The organism is Glycomyces dulcitolivorans (assembly GCF_003265355.1).
Taxonomy (GTDB): Bacteria; Actinomycetota; Actinomycetes; order Mycobacteriales; family Micromonosporaceae; genus Glycomyces; species Glycomyces dulcitolivorans.
In genome coordinates, this window is record NZ_QFRW01000309.1 from 12,785 (window position 1) to 31,146 (window position 18,362).

Consider the following 18,362-nt stretch of genomic DNA (forward strand, 5'->3'; position numbering starts at 1 on the left):
GGAACATCAAACGAGGGCGGCCCGAGCCGTGGCTCGGGCCGCGCACTACGTCATCGTAGGGCTAAGAGGCAACGGGGTCGGTACCCGCTTCCGGTTCGGGAACGAAGTCGATGCCCGCCTCGGCGCGCTGCTCGGGCGTGATCGGCGTCGGGGCCGAGGTCAGCGGGTCGACGCCGCCGCCGGCCTTCGGGAACGCGATGACGTCGCGGATCGAGTCGGACTTGGCGAGCATCATGCAGACGCGGTCCCAGCCGAGGGCGATGCCGCCGTGCGGCGGGGCGCCGTACTTGAGGCCGTCGAGGAGGAAGCCGAACTTCTCCTCAGCGTCCTCGCGGGTCAGGCCGAGCACGTCGAAGACGCGGCTCTGGACCTTGGCGTCGTGGATACGGATGGACCCGCCGCCGAGCTCGTTGCCGTTGAGGACGATGTCGTACGCGTACGTCAGCGCCTTGGCCGGGTCGGTCTCGAACTTGTCGACCCACTCGGGGTTCGGCGAGGTGAACGGGTGGTGGATCGCGGTCCAGCCGCCGTCGTCGGTGGGCTCGAACATGGGGGCGTCGACGACCCAGCAGAACGCCCACGCGTCGGGGTCGATGAGGCCGGTGCGCTTGCCGACTTCGAGGCGGGCGGCGCCGAGCAGCTCCTGGGCGTCGCGGCGGTCGGTCCCGGCGGCGAAGAAGACCGCGTCGCCGGCCTTGGCGCCGACGGCGTCGGCGAGCCCGGCGAGGTGCTCCTCGGACAGGTTCTTGGCGACGGGGCCCTTCGGCTCGCCGGTCTCGGCGTTGAAGGTGATGTAGGCGAGGCCCTTGGCGCCGCGCGCCTTGGCCCAGTCCTGCCAGCCGTCGAGCTCCTTGCGGGTCTGGGCGGCGCCGCCGGGCATGACGACCGCGCCGACGTAGCCGCCGGCCTCGATCGCGCCGGCGAAGACGCGGAACTCGGTGCCGCGCAGGTAGTCGGTGAGCTCGACGAGCTCCTGGCCGAAGCGCAGGTCGGGCTTGTCGGAGCCGTAGCGGTCCATGGCGTCGTGCCACTGGAGTCGCGGGATCGGCAGCGGGACCTCGTGGTCGGCGAGCTCGGACCAGAGGGCGGCGACGATGCGCTCGCCCAGGTCGATGATGTCGTCCTGGTCGACGAAGGACGCCTCGATGTCGAGCTGGGTGAACTCGGGCTGGCGGTCGGCGCGGAAGTCCTCGTCGCGGTAGCAGCGCGCGATCTGGAAGTACTTCTCGAAGCCGCCGACCATCAGGAGCTGCTTGAACAGCTGCGGGGACTGCGGCAGCGCGTACCAGGTGCCGGGCTGGAGGCGCACGGGCACGAGGAAGTCGCGGGCGCCCTCGGGGGTCGAGCGGGTCAGCGTCGGGGTCTCGACCTCGACGTAGCCGTCCTCGGCGAGGAGGTTGCGCGCGATGTGGTTAGCCTTGGAGCGCAGGCGGATCGCGTGGCTGGGGCCGGAGCGGCGCAGGTCGAGGTAGCGGTGGCGCAGGCGCACGTCCTCGGAGACGTCGACGTGGTCGTCGATCTGGAACGGCAGCGGCGCGGACTCGGAGAGCACGTCGAGGCTCGTCGCGTTGATCTCGATCTCGCCGGTCGGCAGGTCGGGGTTCTCGTTGCCGTCGGGCCGGCGCGTGACGGTGCCGGTGACGGAGACGCAGAACTCGTTGCGCAGCTCGTGGGCGGCCTTGGCGGCCTCCGAGTCGCGGAAGACGACCTGGACGACGCCCGAGGCGTCGCGAAGATCGACGAACTCCACCCCACCGTGATCGCGGCGACGCGCCACCCATCCGGCGAGGGTGACTTGCTGGTCGACGTCAGCGGCACTCAGCGTGCCGGCGAGGTGTGTCCGATACACGGGCTCAATACTCCTCGGTTTGTTTGGATCGGCGGGGCTGCCTGTCCACGGATGGACGGCGCCAGCAGCAATCGTATAACCGAGAGCGGTTGTCGAGCGCGCGCGTATCGCCGGGCACGGCCGGGGTCACCCGGAGGAGCGGGCCGTCAGCGAGCCCGTTCCGGCCGACCGGCGGCCTTCGGCCGCCGGCGCGCCGAGGCGCTGCCGTGTTCCTCCGTTCAGCGCGCGAGCGCGCTGAATCCGAGGAGTCTGACGACCACGTCGAGGAACCGGCGGGCGTCGGTGACGATCGCGTCGGCCTCCTCTGGCGTGACGATGTCGGGGATGCCCGCTTGGGCGAGCACCCGTTTGCGGGCGGTGCGGGCGAAGTGGGACGCCCACTCCTCCAGTTCCGGCGCGACGTTGCGCAGGAGCTCCCAGGTGCTCGACGGGCGGCCGGGACGGCGCCTGCCGGTGGCGTCTCCGGCGCGGACCGCGAGGACCGCGACGGCGACCCGGAGGGCGGCCATGTGGGCCTCGGCGTAGCGCTCACCGGGACGGACGCGCTCGGCGGCGTCGTCGAGGTCGGCGCGGGCCGTGGCGAGCAGTTGCAGCGGAGAGCGGTTGGGTAGTTGGTCGGCGGGGATGCGCAGACGGGAGTTGGAGACGGTGCCCGCCTGCACGAGTCGGGGCGAGCCGGTGCCGGCGGTCGACACTGTGGAAGCTGATCGGGTGGCTCCGGGTCGGGAAGCAGCCATGGTGGCCTCCTAAACCTGTTCGAACTTGCGTTCGAGAAATATGGAACCACAGGGGTACGACATTTCCAACCCCCAACTTCGCACAAAATCAGCGAATAGCTACGGACTGTCGCCCATACGACAGCGGAAGCCTTGCGCGGCAAAGAGAAAGGGCCGCGGACCGAAAGGTCCGCGACCCGCTCTCTTCGCTTCGCCGCCATGCGGTGTTCGAAAGAAACCGGCACGGGCGGCCGCGCTGAGCCGCCCGTGAGGCGGCTACTCGGTGACCTCGTCGACCAGGCGCAGGTGCCCGCGGGCCTCGTCGTTGCGACCGAGGCGCTGGAGCGTCCGGCCCAGGAGGAGGCGGGCGTAGAAGTCGGCCGGGTTGGCGTCGACCATCTTCTCGGTCAGGGCGAGCGCCTTGTTCAGCTGCGCCGACTTGAAGTACGCGCGGGCGGCCATGAGCATCACGTCCGGGTGCTCCGGGTGGTCGCGCAGGAGCGGCTCCAGGAACTTCAGGGCCGCGTGCGGGTCCTTCTTGGCGAGCATCTCCTCGGCGTCGCGCAGGCGCTGGGTCTCCTCGGGGACCTGGCGCTCGCGGGCGTCGGATTCGATGAAGGCGGCGATCTGGTCGTCGGTGATGTCGTCGTAGCGCATTCGCCCCTCAACGCCGCATGAGATCAGTTCATTCCCGCCCTCAGTCGTTGCGCAGCGCCGCGGAGACGACGATGACGAGTTGGAGGAGGCCGAGCGCGGCCAGGAGCATCCAGGCGGTGATCGTGATGGTCGCGACCCCCTCGGTCCACTCGGCGAACTGGCCGCCGCCCGCGACGGCGATGACCCCGCACGCGCCGAAGCCGAGGGCGACAACGACTTCGCGGACCGAGCGCTCGCCGAGCGTGGTCATGCCGAGGTCGTTGAGGCCGACCTGGCGGGCGCGCATCCGCGTGAGGATGTACATCCAGCACAGGGCGCCGGTGACCACCACGGCCCAGCCGGGCGCGCCGAGGAGCCACAGGGACAGGAGCCAGCACGCCTCGGAGAGGCGCGCGGCGAGGGGTTCGAGCACGAGGACGCGCCGCGAGAGGCTCGTGGAGCGGGCGGCGAGGAGCGTGTACGAGGCGTCGCACATCGCGGTGAGCGCGATGAGCGGCAGCGTGACGAGGACGACCGGCCCGCCGACGACGACGCAGAAGGGCACGAAGAGGCTGGCGGCGAGTCCGACGCCGACGACGGCGCCGGGCTTGAACCGGGTGGAGAGGATGACCCTGCCTACAAGGGAGTCGGCGGGCACTCGGGTGCGCATGGGTGTTGTTGTAGCAGACGGCATCAGGCGTGCATTCGCAGCATCGTGCATAGAAGAGGACTCTACGTGTTGCCGCGGTGACCGCAATCCCCCGATCGGATGTGCGACAGTCGCATCGGGCCTATCCGCGCAGGTTCTGCCAGACCCGGCGGGTGGAGCGGGAGTGGTTCAAGGTGGTGAAGTGCAGTCCCGGGGCGCCTTCGGCGAGGAGGCGCGAGCCCATCGCGGTGGCGACCTCGACGCCGATGTCGCGGATCGCGTCGCGGTCGTCGGCGACCGCGCGCAGCCGTTCGGCGAGGGCCTCGGGGAAGACCATGCCGGTGAGCACCGCGAACCGCTCGATCTGCTTGATGTTCGTGATCGGCATGATGCCCGGAACGATCGGGACGTCGCAGCCGGCGGCGTCGACCGCGTCGCGCAGGCGCAGGTAGTCCTCGACGTCGTAGAAGATCTGCGTGATCGCGAAGTCGGCCCCGGCCTTGCACTTCTCGACGAAGTAGCGGACCCCGGTCTCCCAGTCGACGTCGCGCGGGTGGCCGTCGGGGAAGGCCGCGACGCCGACGCTGAAGTCGCCGGACTCCTTGATGAGTTCGACGAGTTCGCGGGCGTGGAGGATGCCTTCGGGGTGGCGGACCCAGTCGGCGCGCGGGTTGCCCGGCGGGTCGCCGCGCACGGCGAGGATGTTGCGGACCCCGACGTTCGCGAAGTGGCCGATGAGGTTGCGCAGCTCGGCGACCGAGTGGTCCACGGCCGTGCAGTGCGCCATCGTCAGCAGCGTCGTCTCGGCGTTGACCTGGTTCGTGGTGTCGACGGTCTTCAGGCGGGTCGAGCCGCCCGCGCCGTACGTGACGGACACGTAGTCGGCGCCGAGGCGCTCCAGCTCGCGGATGGTCCGCCAGAGGACGCCCTCGGCCTTCTCGTCGCGCGGGGGGAACAACTCGAAGGAGAACTTGGGCTCGCCCGACCGCAGCAGGTCGCCGATCTTGGCGGCCTTGGTCGGCATCACGCTGGGCGTCCCGAGAGTCATGACCCAACGGTAACGGTTCTGATACACGTGTCCTGACCTGCATTCCAGGACACCCAACAGGTGGGACGCATCGATGCTCGTCTAGCGTTCGAAACGTGGAGCTCAACGAGCGCATCGACGCGGCCCTGGCGGCCTTCCTGGACCGGCAGGCCGCGGTCATCTGCGGCATCGACGAACGGCTCGGCGACTACGCCGACGCGGTCCGGGACTTCGTGCTCGGCGGCGGCAAGCGCCTGCGGCCCGCGTTCGCGTACTGGGGCGCCCGCGGCGCCGGGCTCGACGACTCCGACGAGCTCGTCGCGTGCGTGTCGTCGCTGGAGCTGCTCCAGGCCTCGGCGCTCATGCACGACGACCTCATCGACGGCTCCGACACCCGCCGCGGCGCGCCCTCGGTGCACCGCCGCTTCGCGACCCTGCACGAAGCCGAGGGCTGGTCGGGGCGGCCCGGCGAGTTCGGGGCCGCGGCCGCGATCCTCCTGGGCGACCTGTGCCTGGCCTGGTCCGACGAGCTGTTCTGCTCCGCGGGGATGCCGTTCGCGAAGGTGGCGGCCGCCCGCGGCGACTTCGACCTGATGCGGACCGAGGTGAGCGCCGGGCAGTACCTGGACGTGCTCTCGGAGGTGCGCCGGGACGTCTCGGAGGCGACCGCCGCGAAGGTCGCCCGCTACAAGTCCGCGAAGTACACGATCGAGCGGCCGCTGCTCATCGGCGCGTCGCTCGCGGGCGCCGGCGAGCGCGTGCGCGGCCACTACTCGGCGATCGGGCTGCCGCTCGGCGAGGCGTTCCAGCTGCGCGACGACGTGCTCGGCGTCTTCGGCGACCCGGCCCAGACCGGCAAGCCCGCCGGGGACGACCTGCGCGAAGGCAAGCACACGTTCCTGGTCGCGCGGGCCTCGGCGGCCGCCGACGCGGTCCAGCGGGCGGCCCTGGACGCGAACCTGGGGAACCCGGACCTGGACGCGGCGGGCGTGGCGCGGCTGCGGGCGATCCTCATGGACACCGGGGCTTTGGCGGACACCGAGCAGCGGATCGAGAACCTCGCGGCCGAGGCCGAGGCGGCGCTTGAGGCGTCGCGCGCCGACGTGGACCCGGCGGCCCTGGAGGTCTTCGCCGGGCTGCTGGTGAAGGCCGTCAAGCGCGACTTCTGAATCCGGGCCCGCCACGATCGGGTTCGGTCCTTCGCATGACCCCCGCACGGGTGACCTGACGGTTACCCGATGTCGCTTCCTTCGTTAGTCCCGGTGACGGATACGAACGGACGGTGGGACAGGTGGGACTCTTCGGCGCCATCGGGCGCGAGACCAAGGGCGCGGTGCGCTCGCTCGGCTACGATCTGCGCCGCTCGAAGCGGTTCCGGCGGGTCGGGGTGATCGCGGTGGCGACGGTCGCGGGCGGGGTGATCGCGGCCGGGTCGCTGGTGCGGGGCGACTCGGTCCCGGGCATACCGGGCCTGGGCGGGGACGACGCGGACATCATCGAGGGCTGGTTCGGGCTGGGTGCGGACACGACCGGGCAGGACGCCGAGGCGTCCGAGGCCGCGTCGTCGCAGGACGCGCCGCGCGGCGGCGACGCCGCGGACCCGAATGCCGAGGCGTCGCCGACGGGGTCGGCCTCGCAGGGCCGCGGGACCGGGAGCGGCACGGGCGGGCGCAACCCGGACCTGGTGCCGATCGGCGGCGAGCCCACGGGCGGGCCGACCGAGGAGGAGAGCACCCCGACGCAGCCGCCGACCACGGAGGAGCCGACCGAGGAGCCGACGACGGAGGAGCCCACCACCGAGGAGCCGACCCAGGAGCCGACGACCGAGGCGCCCACGGCGCAGGACCCGAGCACGAGCGAGTCGGTCTCGACCAGCGCCTCCCCCACGGAGGCGCCGAGCGAGTCCGCCGGCGGCCCGGTCGCCGAGCAGGCGCCCCGGGCGCCGATGGTGCCGGTGCCGCGCAAGGGCCCGGTCGGCGGTTAACGGAGTCCCAAGGGGCCCTTAGTGCTTCTTGGCGGCGACGGCGCCTCTGGCCTGGTCGAGTTCGGTCCTGATGGCGGTGATGTTGCGCTTGACGGCGGCCACGTCGGGACTGTCGGGCCGCTGCTCGCCGCGGCGCTGGTCGCGGGCGACGAGCGTGGCGAGGGAGACGAGTTCGCGCTGGAGCTGGCCCAGCAGCTGCGAGGCGTCCTTGCCCCAGCGCTTCTGGGCGCGCTTGCGGGCCTTGCGGCGCGAGCGCAGCGAGCGCATCTCGGTGAGGTCGTCGGTGGTGATGACGGCTTCGTCCTCGTCGGACATGGTGGTGACGAACCAGCGCCATTCGGCGCGGGCCGCGAAGCGGTACAGGACGAAGAACAGGCCGAGGATGATCAGGCCCTTGCCGTAGGTCAGCGGGATCTTGAGCCCGGCGGGGAACGCGTCGGGCATCGGCAGGTTCCACAGGCCGTGCATGGCGAGCGCGAGCGCGAACAGGCCGACCATGACGCCGACGCGGGTGCTGAAGGCGCGCCGGTGCATGGTCACGAAGTACGCGATGCCGAGCCCGGCCGCGCCGGTGTACAGCGGGTGCGAGAACGGCCCGGCGACGAGCACGCGCGTGAAGGTGACGGTGAGGGCGCCGGCCATGTCGGAGTTGGGGTTCAGGGCCGCGAAGTTCACCGCGTAGGTGAGGTTCTCGACGACCTGGAAGCCGAGGCCGACGAGCGCGCCGTAGATGAGGCCGTCGATGGGGCGGTCGAAGTGCTCGCGGACGATGAGGACGAGCATGACGACGCCGAGGGCCTTGAGCCACTCCTCGTTGACCGGGCCGACGATCGCAGGCCCCCAGGTGCGGGCCCATTTGGCGTCGACGAGTTCGGCGAGGACGACGAGCGCGGCGTTGTTGGCGATCATCGCGAGGGCGACGGCGACGATGCCGCCCCAGGCCATGGCGGCGGCGCGGACGGTCGGCGGTTCGCGTTCGAACAGGTCCAGGCGCGAGAGGATCTGGAGGAACACGATCGCGAGGACGGCGTTGACGGCGATGGAGGCCCACAGGGCGGTCGCGATGTCGTCGTAGTCGGGCGAGAAGACGCGGCCGAGTTCGAGCAGGCCGTAGACGAGGCAGGCGACGAACAGCCAGTAGGCGGGCCTGCGGATGCGGATGAACGCGCCCTGGCTCTCGACGACGACGCGCTCGGTGCGGACGGTCACTTGCCCTCCAGTGCGAACGTGGCGACGTACGGTGCGGGGTCGACGTCGCTCGCGGCGGGGTCGGATCCGGGGGCGATGAGGATGAGGATGGCGGCGGCGCCCTTGTCGTTGCCGACCACGGTGATCGACCCGGCGCTGTCGATGCCGATGATGTCGGCGCGGTAGCCCGAGAGCCCGGCGTCCTCGTCGGCGTACTTGCGGACGTTGTTGTAGATGTAGCCGTTCTGGGCGATGACCGGCTGGACGCGGCGGTCGAGGAGCCGTTCGAGGCTGTCGACGCCGGAGTCGACCTCGACGGAGGCCGTCAGGTGGTCGAGGACGAAGTTCTGGCGCTGGTCGGCGAAGTGGATGCCGGGGCTGGTCCAGCCGCTGCCGGGCAGCTCGTATTCGAGGCTGGCGCCGGCGACGGGGTAGGACTGGAGGAAGAGGGTGTCGCCCTCGCCGATGTTCTGGACCGAGTCGCCTAGGGCGCGTTCGAGGCCGAGCCAGACCGCGACCGGCAGCGCGATGGCGACGGCCGCGAGGAGGGCCTGCCACATGCGGCCCCGCTCCAGCCCCAGCCGGTTCAGCCGAATGGTGACCTCTGCCAACGCGTCCCCTCCCCGAGCCCTCGACACACGTGGTCTCAAAGGTACGGGAAGGGGACCATTGTTTGTCCGGTTTTCGGCCGGATGCACCGGTCGCTGTCGGGTAGGCGACTGAAGCGTTTCGCCCGGTCAGGCGACCGTGGTGATCCAGCCGTGGGTGTCCTCGGTGCGGCCGTACTGGAGGTCGAGGAGGCTCTGGCGCAGCTGCATGGTGAACTTGCCGGCCTCGCCGCCGCCGATGGTGAACTTGCCGTCGCGGCCCTTGACGGTGCCGACCGGGGTGATGACGGCGGCGGTGCCGCACGCGAACGCCTCGGTGAGCAGCCCGGACTCGGCGTCGTCCCGCCAGCGGTCGATCGCGTACCTGGACTCGCGGACCTCCCAGCCGGCCTCGGTGGCGAGCGTGATGATCGCGTCGCGCGTGATCCCGGCGAGGATGGTGCCCAGCTCGGGGGTGTACAGGACCCGCTCGTTCTCGTAGACGAAGAACAGGTTCATGCCGCCGAGCTCGTCGACGTACTTGTACTCGACGGCGTCGAGGAAGATCACCTGGTCGCAGCCGTGCTCGATGGCTTCGGACTGCGGCAGGAGGCTCGCGGCGTAGTTCCCGCCGGCCTTGGCGGCGCCGGTGCCGCCCGGTCCGGCCCGGTTGTACTCCTCGGACACCCACAGGGTCAGGGGCTTGGGTCCGCCCTTGAAGTACGCGGCGGCCGGGGAGGCGATGAGGAGGTACGTGTACTCCTTCGCGGGCCGCACGCCCAGGAACGCCTCGGAGGCGATCATGTACGGGCGCAGGTAGAGCGTGGCCTCGTCCTGGCTGGGGACCCAGTCGCCGTCGACGGCGAGGAGCTCGCGGATCGACTCCAGGAACCACTCCTCGGGGAGGTGGGGCATGGCCATGCGGGTCGCCGAGATGTTCAGGCGGTGCGCGTTGGCCTCGGCGCGGAACAGGCCGATGCTGCCGTCCTCGTGGCGGTAGGCCTTGAGGCCCTCGAAGATCTCCTGGGCGTAGTGCAGGACCGCCGCCGCGGGGGAGACGGTCAGGGGCCCGTACGGCTTGAGCACGGCGTCGTGCCAGCCCTGCCCCTCGGTCCAGGTCATCTGGAACATGTGGTCGGTGAACACGGTGCCGAAGACGGGGTCGGCGAGGATGCGCTCGCGCTCGGCGTCCGGGGTCGGGTTCGGGTGCGGCTCGCGCCGGAGGTCGGGAAGACCGTCGGTGGTCATGATCTGTCCTTCGGATTCACAAGGTCGTGTGCTTGGCGTTACTGGTCCTGATGCCTAACTTACCGCTCGTTCAGGTGGTCGGGCAGAAGGCTTGCATCACATGTATGACATGGAAAAACGCCCGGCGAGGCGCTTGTTGAGCGCGGGCCCGCCGGGCGCTGAAGCTGTTGCTTGGGTCTAGCTGAGCTGTCCGGCGACGTCGGCGGCTACTCGGTCGCCCACCTCGCCGGTGCGGATCGGGGTCCCGCTCTCGCGGGAGGCGAGCTCGCGCTCCACGGCGGCGTTCACCGCGATGGCGGCGTCGGCGCGGCCGAGGTGCTCCAGCAGGAGCGCGGTCGAGGAGATCGCGGCGACCGGGTCGGCGATCCCCTGCCCGGCGATGTCCGGGGCCGAGCCGTGCACGGGCTCGAACGTCGAGGGGTGCGTGTGGTCGGGGTTGATCGAACCCGTCGCGGCCAGGCCGATGCCGCCGGTGACGGCCGCGGCGATGTCGGTGAGGATGTCGCCGAACAGGTTGTCGGTCACGATGACGTCGAACGTGTGGGGGCGGTTCACGAGGAACATCGCGGCCGCGTCCACATGCTGGTACTCGGTGGTCACGTCGCGGTACTCGGCGGCGACGTCGTCGAAGGTCCGCTTCCACAGGCCGCCGGCGTGCACGAGCACGTTCGTCTTGTGGACGAGCGTGAGGTGGCCGCGGCGGCGGCGGGCGCGCTCGAACGCGTCGCGGATGACCCGCTCGGTGCCGTAGCGCGTGTTCAGGGACTCCTCGGTGGCGATCTCCGCCGGCGATCCGGTGTGGAGGTTGCCGCCGGCGCCGGTGTACAGGCCCTCGGTGCCCTCGCGGACGACCACGAAGTCGATGTCGCCGGGCTTGACGTCGGCCAGCGGCGAGGTCGCGCCCGGGTACAGGCGGCTCGGGCGCAGGTTCACGTACTGGTCGAACTCGAAGCGGAGCTTGAGCAGCAGGCCGCGTTCGAGGACCCCCGGCGGGACGGTCGGGTCGCCGATGGCGCCCAGGAGGATCGCGTCGTGCTCGTCCAGTTCGGACAGGACGCTGTCGGGGAGGACCTCGCCGGTGCGGTTGTACAGGCGCGCACCGAGGTCGTACTCGGTCGACTCGTAGCCCGGGAGGGCCACGGCGAGCACTTTCTGCGCCTCGGCGATGACCTCTTGCCCGATCCCGTCGCCCGGGATGACCGCGATCCTGCTCATGGTGCCTCTCTGGTTTCGATGCCTCGCCGCTCCGCGCACTCGGACCCGTCCGGAGTCACGGTCCGGAGACGGGGAATGCGGGGCGGGTGCGTTCACCATAACGCACCCGTCCCGCATTCCGACGAACGGCTCTCAGCAGATGGAACCCGTGAGAAGCGTCAATCCTGGAGCGTCACGGCCTTGGCGCCGGTCGCGCCGACCGAGTCCTTGACGCGGCCCAGCACCTCGGAGGGCACCGGCGCGTCCAGGGCCATCGCCATGACGGCCTCGCCGCCGGCGGCCTTGCGGGCCACCTGCATCGCGGCGATGTTGATGTTCAGGTCGCCGATCGCGCCGCCGATGAGGCCGACCACGCCGGGCCGGTCGGTGTAGCGCAGGAACAGCAGCGACCCGTCCAGGTCGATGTCGAGCTCGAACCCGTCGATGTCGGTCAGCCGCGGGCCGCCGTGCGGGCCGGGGCTGATCGTGCCCGAGACCGTCAGGCCCCGGCCGTCGACCATCGCGCCGCGCAGCGTCACCAGCGTCTGGTACTCCGGCGACTCCTGCGAGGTGTACAGCCCGACCTCGACCCCGCGCTGCTCGGCCACGAGCGGCGCGTTCACGTAGGTGACCGAGTCGGCCACGTCCACGAACAGGCCCTTGGAGGCCGCGAGCTGGAGCACGGTGACGTCGTGCGCGACGACGTCGCCGCGGACCTCCACGGTGACGGACTGGACGGCCGAGCCGGCCAGCGAGTTGAAGGTGCGGCCCAGGCGCTCGGCGAGCGCGAGGAGCGGGCGGACCTCTTCGTGGACCACACCGCCGGCCTGCACGTTCGCGGCGTCCGGTACGAACTCCCCCGACAGGGCGAGCTTGACGCTCTTGGCGACCGCGAGCCCCGCGTTGTCCTGGGCCTCGCGGGTGGAGGCGCCCAGGTGCGGCGCGGCGACGACGTTGTCGAGCGCGAACAGCGGCGAGTCGGTGCACGGCTCCTTGACGAACACGTCGAGGCCGGCGGCCGCCACGCGGCCGTCCTGGAGCGCCGCGGCGAGCGCGTCCTCGTCGATCAGGCCGCCGCGGGCGGCGTTGACGATCCGCACCCCGGGCTTGACCTTGGTCAGGGCGTCCTCGCCGATGATCCCCACGGTCTCGGGGGTCTTCGGGAGGTGGATGGTGATGAAGTCGCTGACCGACAGGAGCGTGTCGAGGTCGACCAGGCGCACCCCGAGCTTCGCGGCGAGCGCGGGCTGGGCGTACGGGTCGTAGGCGACGACGTCCATGTCGAAGGACTGCATGCGGGTGGTGACGAGCTGCCCGATCTTGCCGAAGCCGACCACGCCCAGGGTCTTGCCCTGGATCTCGACGCCGGTGAACTTCTTGCGGTCCCACCGGCCGGCGCGCAGCGACGCGTCGGCGCGCGCGATGTGGCGGGCGCTGGCGAGCAGCAGCGTGATGGCCTGCTCGGCGGCGGACACGATGTTCGAGGTCGGGGCGTTGACGACCATGACGCCGCGCTCGGTGGCGGCGGGCAGGTCGACGTTGTCCAGGCCCACGCCCGCGCGGGCGACGACCTTGAGCTTCGGCGCGTGTTCGAGCGCGGCGGCGTCGATGGTGGTGGCGGAGCGGACGATCACGGCATCGGCCTCGACCAGCGCGGCGTGGAGGGACTCCACGTTCGTACCGTCGATCTCCCGGACGTCGAAGTCCCCGGAGAGGACCTCGATCGCTGCGGGCGCGAGTGGGTCGGCGATGACCACCACGGGTTTCGGTTCGGTCATGGGTACCTCGCAAAGGTAAGGAGCAACGGAGGACCGGGCGCGGCGCTGCGTCGTCAGCGGCAATGGTATGTCGATCGCGTTAACGGCTCCTTACCGACCTGCCGCATCCCGAATCCTGGAACCCGCTTCCCGTCTATTCGAAGTGGGCGTCCTCGTCCAGGAGCTCTGCGGCGTCGCTCTCGGCCTCGGCGAGGACCTGCTTCACCACCGGGATGGCGATGCCGGAGCCGTAGCCTTTGCGGGCGAGCATGCCGACCAGTTTGCGCAGGACCGCGTCGTCGGGCTGGCCCGCGAGGGACCGGTAGCGGCGGCGGGCCAGTTCCAGGGCCGCTTCGCGCTCGTCCTCGTCGGTGACCTGCTCGACGGCGGCGTCGACGAAGTCGGGGTCGACGCCCTTGCGGCGCAGCTCCCCCGCGAGGGACCGCTTGGAGAGGCCGCGGGAGCGGTGGCGGGACTCGACCCAGGCGCGGGCGAAGACCGCGTCGTCGATCAAGCCGACCTCGGAGTAGCGCTGGAGGATCTCGGTCACGACGTCCTCTTCGAAGCCCTTGCGGCGCATCGAGTCCCCGAGCTCGGTGCGCGTGCGGGGCCGGCCCGACAGCAGTTGGAGACAGTACTGCCGGGCCGCTTCCGGGTCGTTCGGTTTAGAAGTCGACTTCGGCTTCTTCAATCTCGTCCTCGATCTTGGCGGGGGCGTCGGCCGCGGCGGCGTCGACGCCGAGCTTCTCCTTGATCCGCTTCTCGATCTCCAGGGCCAGGTCCGGGTTCTCCTTGAGGTTGGCCCGGGCCTTCTCCTTGCCCTGGCCGAGCTGGTCGCCCTCGTACGTGTACCAGGCACCCGACTTCTTGACGATGCCGTGCTCGACGCCCATGTCGATGAGCGAGCCCTCCTTGGACACGCCGATGCCGTAGAGGATGTCGAACTCGGCCTGGCGGAACGGCGAGCCGACCTTGTTCTTGACGACCTTGACGCGGGTGCGGTTGCCGACGGCCTCGCCGCCGTCCTTGAGCGTCTCGATCCGGCGGATGTCCAGGCGCACCGAGGCGTAGAACTTGAGCGCTTTACCACCGGCGGTGGTCTCGGGCGAGCCGAACATGACGCCGATCTTCTCGCGCAGCTGGTTGATGAAGATCATCGTGGTGCCGGTGGTGTTCAGACCGCCGGTGATCTTGCGGAGCGCCTGGCTCATGAGCCGGGCCTGGAGGCCCACGTGGGAGTCGCCCATCTCGCCCTCGATCTCGGCGCGCGGCACGAGCGCGGCCACCGAGTCGATGACGATGAGGTCGACCGCGCCGGAGCGGACCAGCATGTCGGCGATCTCCAGGGCCTGCTCGCCGGTGTCCGGCTGGCTGACCAGGAGGTCGTCGACGTTCACGCCCAGCTTCTCGGCGTAGATCGGGTCGAGCGCGTGCTCGGCGTCGATCATCGCCGCGACACCGCCTTCGGCCTGCACGTTCGCCATCGCGTGGAGCGCGATCGTGGTCTTACCGCTCGACTCCGGGCCGTAGATCTCGATGATGCGGCCCTGCGGCAGGCCGCCGACCCCGAGGGCCACGTCGAGGGCGATGGATCCGGTCGAGATGGTCTTGACATTCTGCTTCGGCTTCTCGCCCAGCCGCATGACCGAGCCCTTGCCGAACTGCTTGTCGATCTGGGCCAGCGCGAGATCGAGCGCCTTGGCCTTGTCCTGAGCGGAGTTCATCCCGCCTCCCTTGGATCCTGTCTGCTTAGCCATGTCGAATACGGTAGCCGCACCCACCGACAAGGTAGAACAACGGCTTGTTCGAACACGGCCCATCCGACAAGACGAGGGATGCGCCGGTTACCGCACGAGGCGCGCGGGGATCCGCTCGGGCCAGGCCCGGCACACCGCCATCCAGACGGCCTTGGCGTTCTCGCCGTCGGCGAGCGCCTGGTCGATGGTCCGCCCGCCGAGCTGCCCCAGGGAGAGGTCGGCGGCGACCGACCTGGCGTACCCGGCGCCGAAGGTCTCTTCCATCCGGTCCCAGAAATCGCTGTGCTTCATGCGCCGCTCCCCCGCCGTCCGCGCCTGTCCATGGGGACAACGGTAGGCGACTGCCGGGGCCGGGGCCAATCCCAGGTGGCAAGATTGCCGGGTGCCTCGCGTCAGCCAAGAACACCTCGACTCGCGCCGCCAGCAGATCCTGGACGGCGCCCGCTCGTGCTTTGCCAAATTCGGCTACGAGGGCGCGACGGTGCGGCGGCTCGAAGAGGCGACCGGGCTCTCCCGCGGGGCGATCTTCCACCACTTCAGGGACAAGGACGCGCTGTTCCTGGCCGTGGCCTCGGTCGACGCCGCCGAGATGGCCGCGACCGTGGCCGAGCGGGGACTCGTCGGCGTCATGCAGGACCTGACGGCCGGCGCCGACAAGCCTGAGATCTCCGGCTGGCTCGGCACCCAGCTGGAAGTGGCCCGCCGCCTGCGCACCGACCCCGAGTTCGCCGAGGCCTGGGGCCGGCGCCGCGAGGCCATCGCCGAGGCCAGCCGCGAGCGCCTGGAGCACCAGCGCGAGATCGGCGTCCTGCGCACCGACATCGACATCGACGTCCTCGGGGGCTTCCTCCAGCTCATGTACGACGGCCTGGTCCGCTACCTCGCGACCGGCCGCGACGACCTCGACATCACCCGCATCCTGCAGCTCGTGGAGGAGGCGGTCCGCCGCCACTGAGGACGGACTCGCGGGCGGGGGCGCCAGGATACTCCTGTCGCCCTCTTTTGTGCGCGTTCCTGTACCGCGCAAATCACACGAGATATCTGAAGGCGTGTCATATTTACACAGATCTATCTGTATTGCTAAGCTATCGGGTTAGTTGAACAGTCAACTAAGCCTGCCCCGGGTTCCGCTCCCCGGAGACAGCGGTCAGCGCCGACCGCCGTCCGGCCCCTGCGCCGGCCCGGCAAGGGGCAGCATTCCCACTGGGAGGCAATATGATCGCAAGACTCCAACCGATCGGACTCCTCATCGGACGCGTCGTCCTCGGCGTCGTGTTCATCGCGCACGGCTGGCAGAAATGGACTGGCGGGGTCGACGCGACCGCGCAGGGCTTCGACGGCATGGGAATCCCGGCACCCACGTTGTCCGCCTACTTCACGGTCCTCGCCGAGCTCATCGGCGGCGCGCTGCTCATCGCGGGCGCGCTCCTGCCGCTGGCGGGCCTCGCGCTCGCCGGCGTCATGCTCGGCGCGATGTACTTCGTGCACCTCGACGGCGGGTTCTTCTCCCAGAACGGCGGGTACGAGTACGTGCTCGTGCTCGCCGCCGCCGCGATCGCCATCGGGTTCTCCGGCGGCGGCCTGCTGGCCGTGGACAGCCTGTGGCTCAACAAGAAGAAGAACAAGGACGAGGCGTCCGCCGAACCCGCTCCGGCAGCGGCGTAAGGCGTCCGAGCGGGCGGCGCTCCGAGCCGCCCGCTCGGGCTGCCTCAGCATTCGGCGAGGCCGCCGAGGGAGTTCACGTCGGCCGGGTCGATCACCAGCCACACGAACGGGATGTAACCGGACTCGCCTCCGCCGAGGTCCACCCGGACCATGACGTCGGAGGCGTCCTTGCCCGGGTGGTAGTCCCAGAAGCCCTCGGCCCCTTCGTTGCCGCGCGGGGTGATCAGGTCGGCGGTCACAAAGCATTCGAGCTCGTACTCGGTACCGACCTCGGCGTACGCGATGGCCGAGGCCGGGTCGTCCGCGTCGCCGCGGATGCCCGGTTCCCCGCCCTGGTCGCGGCAGTACTGCCTGGTGTCGGGGCAGTCCCAGAAGACCGTGCCGTAGATCGTCTCCGGATCGGTTGCAGTGGAAGAGGATTCGGTCTCGCCCGGGTCGTTGCTCGGCAGGTTGCTCGACTCCGGAGTCTCCGGCGCACTTGAGGTCTCCTCGGTCGTCGCCTCCGGGGTCGTGAGGTCGTCGTCGGCCCCGGCCTCGCCGCCCCCGTAGAGCTCGCCGAGGATCGCCCCGGACACGATGATCACCAGGACCGCGAGCACGATGACCAGGGCCGGCAGGTTCACCGGCCGGCGCCGGGCCGGGCGAGGCGGCTGCGGGATCACCGCAGTGGGGGTCACCGCGGCGGGAACGACCGCGGTCGGGACCGGCGGGGCCGGAGGTACCGGCGTGTAGACCGCCGTCGGCGTCACCGCGGGTTCTGAAGGCGCCGAGAGGACCGCGCCTTCGCTCACCACGAGTTCGGGCTGCTCGATCATCGTCGGGGCGATGCCGAGTTCCTGGTGGAGCATGGTGGCGGCCAAGGGCATCCGGCTCGCGCCGCCGACCATGAAGATGCCCGCGACCTGCTCGGGGGCGAGCTGCGCTTCGCGGATCACGGCCTTGGTGATCGCGACGGTCTGCGCCAGGAGCGGCCGGGCCAGGAGTTCGAGTTCGGCGCGGGTCAGGAGTTCCTCGGCGGCGAAGCCGGGGACGAGGATCTCGGTGGTCGAGCGGCGCGACAGCCGCTCCTTCGCCTCGCGGACCTCGTCGTAGAGCGCGAAGCGGGCCCGCAGGGTCTCGCTCCCGGCGTCGGGGTCCAGGAGCGACCGCCAAGCGGCAGAACGCTCCTCGGTGCCCGCGAAGCGGCCGCCGAGGTAGTCGACCAGGGCCTGGTCGAGGTAGTGGCCGCCGACGCGGTCCGAGCCGTCGACCGCGAGCACGTCGAAGCCGTCCGGGGCGGCGGCCACGGCGCTGGCGTCGAAGGTGCCCGCGCCGAGGTCGTAGACGACGACCGCCTGCCCGGGTTCGACACGGTGGCCGAGGACTTCGGCGAAGTAGCGGGCGGCCGCGACCGGCTCGGGCAGGAGGACCGGGACGGGCGAGCCTGCGGCGATCGCGGCGTCGCTCACGATGTGGCGGCGGGCCGGGCCCCAGGCGGCGGGGACGGTGATCTGGACCGAGCGGGGCGGCCCGGCGACCGCGCTGCACTCGGTGAGGACCCGGCGCATGACGGCGGCGACCGCGTCGCCGATCGGAAGTTCCCTGTCCCCCAGGAGGATCGAGGGCGAGTCGAGGCGGAGTTTCGGGTTGCGCTCGTAGCGGTGCGGGTGGCGGCGGGCTTCTCTCGCCGCGTCGCGGCCGACCAGGATTGAACCATCGTGGTCGAGGTATATCCCTGACGGCAGGAGGGGATGGCCGTCGAAGAGGATCTGGTGCCGCCGCCCGTCGCCGCGCAGGACCGCGGCGACCGTGTTGTGGGTGCCGAAGTCGATGCCGAGAGCGGCGGCCGTGCGCGGGGCGGCGTCCATTCAGGACCTTTCAGGACGGGGGAGGCGACCCAGCAAGGGTACTTCCCCGCCGCGGGCCCCGGTTCCCTCACGGGGAACGGCGAAGGCCGGCAAGGGGATCGATCCCCTTGCCGGCCTTCGCTCAGCTCTAACTCGCGCTTACCAGCGGTCGCGGCGCTCGCGGTCGCCGTAGCCGCGGCGCTCGCCGCGGTCCCGGTCGCCGTAGCCGCCGCGGCCGCGGTCGTCGCCGCCCCGGAAGCCGCCTTCGCGGTTGCCGCG

General features: G+C 70.8%; 18 protein-coding genes. 4 read left to right on the plus strand and 14 right to left on the minus strand.

The features are described 5' to 3' along the window. Window positions 1–61: 61 nt before the first annotated feature. The 5 genes from aspS to metF form a co-directional block, all read right to left on the minus strand. Window positions 62–1,849, minus strand: a complete 1,788-nt coding sequence (aspS, locus tag DI269_RS21865) for an aspartate--tRNA ligase (RefSeq protein ID WP_112139801.1) — start codon at window positions 1,847–1,849, stop codon at window positions 62–64. Between the two features lie 218 nt (window positions 1,850–2,067). Next, the gene (locus DI269_RS21870; protein ID WP_198667626.1) at window positions 2,068–2,586 is read right to left on the minus strand and encodes an SAV_6107 family HEPN domain-containing protein; all 519 of its coding nucleotides are present in this window, start codon (window positions 2,584–2,586) and stop codon (window positions 2,068–2,070) included. Window positions 2,587–2,841: 255 nt separating this feature from the next. Further along, window positions 2,842–3,222: a tetratricopeptide repeat protein gene (locus tag DI269_RS21875; protein WP_112139803.1), complete on the minus strand. Its 381-nt coding sequence runs from the start codon at window positions 3,220–3,222 to the stop codon at window positions 2,842–2,844. 40 nt (window positions 3,223–3,262) lie between these two features. Continuing rightward, window positions 3,263–3,871 carry a hypothetical protein gene (locus tag DI269_RS21880; protein WP_157975153.1) on the minus strand — a complete coding sequence of 203 codons (609 nt, stop codon included), beginning with the start codon at window positions 3,869–3,871 and terminating at the stop codon, window positions 3,263–3,265. A 121-nt stretch (window positions 3,872–3,992) separates the two neighbouring features. Then, window positions 3,993–4,898, minus strand: coding sequence for a methylenetetrahydrofolate reductase [NAD(P)H] (gene metF, locus DI269_RS21885; RefSeq protein WP_112139808.1), 906 nt, complete (start codon window positions 4,896–4,898; stop codon window positions 3,993–3,995). A 95-nt stretch (window positions 4,899–4,993) separates the two neighbouring features. Here metF and DI269_RS21890 point away from each other — a divergent pair, with 95 nt between their 5' ends. Together DI269_RS21890 and DI269_RS27870 are read left to right on the plus strand one after the other, a co-directional pair. Further along, window positions 4,994–6,046, plus strand: a complete 1,053-nt coding sequence (locus DI269_RS21890) for a polyprenyl synthetase family protein (RefSeq protein ID WP_232822862.1) — start codon at window positions 4,994–4,996, stop codon at window positions 6,044–6,046. Window positions 6,047–6,159: 113 nt separating this feature from the next. Continuing rightward, window positions 6,160–6,861, plus strand: coding sequence for a hypothetical protein (locus DI269_RS27870; protein WP_198667627.1), 702 nt, complete (start codon window positions 6,160–6,162; stop codon window positions 6,859–6,861). An 18-nt stretch (window positions 6,862–6,879) separates the two neighbouring features. Here DI269_RS27870 and DI269_RS21900 read toward each other — a convergent pair whose 3' ends face one another. The 8 genes from DI269_RS21900 to DI269_RS21935 form a co-directional block, all read right to left on the minus strand. Further along, on the minus strand, window positions 6,880–8,070 hold the full coding sequence (locus DI269_RS21900; RefSeq protein WP_112139810.1) for a PrsW family intramembrane metalloprotease: 1,191 nt from the start codon (window positions 8,068–8,070) through the stop codon (window positions 6,880–6,882). Then, window positions 8,067–8,660, minus strand: coding sequence for a hypothetical protein (locus tag DI269_RS21905; RefSeq protein WP_157975154.1), 594 nt, complete (start codon window positions 8,658–8,660; stop codon window positions 8,067–8,069). Before DI269_RS21905 ends, DI269_RS21900 begins: the two co-directional genes overlap by 4 nt. Before the next feature lie 126 nt (window positions 8,661–8,786). Then, entirely contained in the window at window positions 8,787–9,884 is a 1,098-nt protein-coding gene (locus DI269_RS21910; RefSeq protein WP_112139815.1) for a branched-chain amino acid aminotransferase, read from the minus strand. Between the two features lie 177 nt (window positions 9,885–10,061). Next, the gene (locus tag DI269_RS21915) at window positions 10,062–11,099 is read right to left on the minus strand and encodes a 3-isopropylmalate dehydrogenase (RefSeq protein WP_112139818.1); all 1,038 of its coding nucleotides are present in this window, start codon (window positions 11,097–11,099) and stop codon (window positions 10,062–10,064) included. A 158-nt stretch (window positions 11,100–11,257) separates the two neighbouring features. Further along, window positions 11,258–12,856, minus strand: a complete 1,599-nt coding sequence (serA, locus tag DI269_RS21920) for a phosphoglycerate dehydrogenase (RefSeq protein WP_112139820.1) — start codon at window positions 12,854–12,856, stop codon at window positions 11,258–11,260. A gap of 133 nt (window positions 12,857–12,989) precedes the next feature. Further along, window positions 12,990–13,526: a regulatory protein RecX gene (locus tag DI269_RS21925; protein ID WP_112139822.1), complete on the minus strand. Its 537-nt coding sequence runs from the start codon at window positions 13,524–13,526 to the stop codon at window positions 12,990–12,992. Continuing rightward, on the minus strand, window positions 13,501–14,559 hold the full coding sequence (gene recA, locus DI269_RS21930) for a recombinase RecA (protein WP_112139825.1): 1,059 nt from the start codon (window positions 14,557–14,559) through the stop codon (window positions 13,501–13,503). Before recA ends, DI269_RS21925 begins: the two co-directional genes overlap by 26 nt. Window positions 14,560–14,679: 120 nt before the next feature. Beyond that, on the minus strand, window positions 14,680–14,883 hold the full coding sequence (locus DI269_RS21935; RefSeq protein WP_112139828.1) for a DUF3046 domain-containing protein: 204 nt from the start codon (window positions 14,881–14,883) through the stop codon (window positions 14,680–14,682). A gap of 91 nt (window positions 14,884–14,974) precedes the next feature. Here DI269_RS21935 and DI269_RS21940 point away from each other — a divergent pair, with 91 nt between their 5' ends. Together DI269_RS21940 and DI269_RS21945 are read left to right on the plus strand one after the other, a co-directional pair. Beyond that, on the plus strand, window positions 14,975–15,547 hold the full coding sequence (locus DI269_RS21940; protein WP_112139830.1) for a TetR/AcrR family transcriptional regulator: 573 nt from the start codon (window positions 14,975–14,977) through the stop codon (window positions 15,545–15,547). Window positions 15,548–15,807: 260 nt separating this feature from the next. Next, window positions 15,808–16,257: a DoxX family protein gene (locus DI269_RS21945; protein ID WP_112139833.1), complete on the plus strand. Its 450-nt coding sequence runs from the start codon at window positions 15,808–15,810 to the stop codon at window positions 16,255–16,257. Between the two features lie 44 nt (window positions 16,258–16,301). Here the strand turns inward: DI269_RS21945 and DI269_RS21950 are convergent, their stop codons facing one another. Then, window positions 16,302–18,104: an Hsp70 family protein gene (locus tag DI269_RS21950; RefSeq protein WP_112139836.1), complete on the minus strand. Its 1,803-nt coding sequence runs from the start codon at window positions 18,102–18,104 to the stop codon at window positions 16,302–16,304. Window positions 18,105–18,362 lie beyond the last annotated feature (258 nt).

What these genes read in the sequence shown, in the direction of transcription:
- DI269_RS21870 (WP_198667626.1), bottom strand. Translation starts at nt 2,586, where the DNA reads ATGGCTGCTTCCCGACCCGGAGCCACCCGATCAGCTTCCACAGTGTCG.
- DI269_RS21875 (WP_112139803.1), bottom strand. Translation starts at nt 3,222, where the DNA reads ATGCGCTACGACGACATCACCGACGACCAGATCGCCGCCTTCATCGAA.
- DI269_RS21880 (WP_157975153.1), bottom strand. Translation starts at nt 3,871, where the DNA reads ATGCGCACCCGAGTGCCCGCCGACTCCCTTGTAGGCAGGGTCATCCTC.
- metF (WP_112139808.1), bottom strand. Translation starts at nt 4,898, where the DNA reads ATGACTCTCGGGACGCCCAGCGTGATGCCGACCAAGGCCGCCAAGATC.
- DI269_RS21910 (WP_112139815.1), bottom strand. Translation starts at nt 9,884, where the DNA reads ATGACCACCGACGGTCTTCCCGACCTCCGGCGCGAGCCGCACCCGAAC.
- DI269_RS21915 (WP_112139818.1), bottom strand. Translation starts at nt 11,099, where the DNA reads ATGAGCAGGATCGCGGTCATCCCGGGCGACGGGATCGGGCAAGAGGTC.
- serA (WP_112139820.1), bottom strand. Translation starts at nt 12,856, where the DNA reads ATGACCGAACCGAAACCCGTGGTGGTCATCGCCGACCCACTCGCGCCC.
- recA (WP_112139825.1), bottom strand. Translation starts at nt 14,559, where the DNA reads ATGAACTCCGCTCAGGACAAGGCCAAGGCGCTCGATCTCGCGCTGGCC.
- DI269_RS21935 (WP_112139828.1), bottom strand. Translation starts at nt 14,883, where the DNA reads ATGAAGCACAGCGATTTCTGGGACCGGATGGAAGAGACCTTCGGCGCC.
- DI269_RS21945 (WP_112139833.1), top strand. Translation starts at nt 15,808, where the DNA reads ATGATCGCAAGACTCCAACCGATCGGACTCCTCATCGGACGCGTCGTC.
- DI269_RS21950 (WP_112139836.1), bottom strand. Translation starts at nt 18,104, where the DNA reads ATGGACGCCGCCCCGCGCACGGCCGCCGCTCTCGGCATCGACTTCGGC.